This is a genomic window from Endozoicomonas ascidiicola (assembly GCF_001646945.1).
Lineage (GTDB): Bacteria > Pseudomonadota > Gammaproteobacteria > Pseudomonadales > Endozoicomonadaceae > Endozoicomonas > Endozoicomonas ascidiicola.
In genome coordinates this window covers 1-1,606 of the sequence record NZ_LUTV01000032.1, presented here as the reverse complement: position 1 = coordinate 1,606, position 1,606 = coordinate 1, and the positions used below count along the sequence as shown (strand labels likewise).

Below are 1,606 nucleotides of genomic sequence, written 5' to 3'. Positions count from 1 at the left end.
CAGCAGATTGCTCTACTGTCAGTTGTTCCATCAACACAATGCAGACCTCCCGAGGTAAGACACTTAACTTTCATCACGTAGACGCCCAATTTATAAAACGTACTCCAATTGCAGATGGAAGGCTTAATGGTCACGTGCCCACTGGCCTCGAATACGTCACACCTCATATCGGGTTCCTGTTCGTCGCCCCGTGATTTCGCGTTGGACTTCCTTCAGACCCTGCCTCGCGACAACGCCCTTGCCCTTTCGCTAACCTTCGGCTCTGCGAATACCTGGTAAGAGGACTTTCACCTCTCTAGCTAAGTGCCATGCTCGGCACACACGCCAAAATGTGCGGCGCGCCGCGGGCGCGTCCGGTGGAGCGCAGCGGAACGAACACGATTTTTTTGTTAGCTGCGCACGCCCGTGAAATGATTAAACTGTGACGAAGACCTGAAGCGAAACAACTGGCAACATTGCACCAAACCAGCAGTTTCTGTCACTGAAAACAGTAAAACTCACTGTTTTCCATCAGTTGAGCTAGAGTTCCTGCTAGCTCCTGAGATTTGCAAAGTCTCTGTGTTGGACTCCCTACCTGTAGTCACGCGACTTGCAACAGATGGAAAGCTATATAAACACCTCATATTAGGCAAAGAACTGTCAATAAATCGTTTATAGTGTTGGTTATCACGATGGACAATATATACTTTACTCTAGCCTCCAAGGGTTGCAGCATTAAAGAATGCGAAATACCGAGCGGAAATTCAACTATACAACCGAGCATGTTCGGAAGGTCAGTGCAAATACAAGAGGCAGAATCAGCAGATTACTTCAACCTGCCGCGCGTTGATGAAAACACCTATGACTTGTCGTGTGGCTTTACCCAATACTCTTCGGTAGAACCCATATTCCCAAGTCGTCATACTCCAAATAATTCAGACTATTTTGACCTTTCTGTAACTCACGATGAGTTTGTACCTTTAGAAGATATAGAACCAACATTTTATTATAACGAAAATGAAGAAGGATCAAATACTGGTTCACACACGAAATCAACGCTTCTCCCAGAGAGTGATTCCATATATTCAGAAGTTGTAGAATCTTCGCGGTTAATTTCCCCCCTACCGACTGATGTACGCATTAGCACTACAGCATGTAGACCAGTAGCGATAGTAAAGCCTACACATGAACACGTTATACAACAAACTAAGGAAGAAGCTGCAGGGGAATTCCCTTGCCCTTTAAATGTCACCAAACAGCCCAAGAGTCGAAAAGAGTCCCGGAAGGCTTACCAGAAGGCTTACCAGAAGGCTTACCGACAATCAGATAAAGGGAAGGCTTCCCAGAAGGCTAACCGACAATCAGATAAAGGGAAGGCTTCCCAGAAGGCTTACAATCAATCAGAGAAATATAAGGCTTCCCAGAAGGCTTACCAACATTCAGAAAAATGTAAGGCTTACCAGAAGGCTTACCAGAAGGCTTACCAGAAGGCTTACCAGAAGGCTTATCGTGATGTTCTATCAAAAACAGGCGATAGAGAACAGGCAAAAATTGCAGGTAAAAATGCTTCAGCTGCAGTTTTGAGCCAGAGCAAAAAATGAGCAGCTAACGCCAAAATGTGCGGCGC

General features: G+C 45.7%; 2 protein-coding genes. Both read left to right on the top strand.

What is annotated here, in order from left to right; all coding sequences use genetic code 11:
• A partial coding sequence (locus AKL11_RS26140) for a hypothetical protein (protein ID WP_216636853.1) occupies positions 1 to 194 on the top strand: 194 nt, incomplete at its 5' end.
• Positions 195 to 776: 582 nt separating this feature from the next.
• Positions 777 to 1,580, top strand: coding sequence for a hypothetical protein (locus AKL11_RS24330; protein ID WP_157673763.1), 804 nt, complete (start codon positions 777 to 779; stop codon positions 1,578 to 1,580).
• The last annotated feature ends 26 nt before the right edge of the window (positions 1,581 to 1,606 follow it).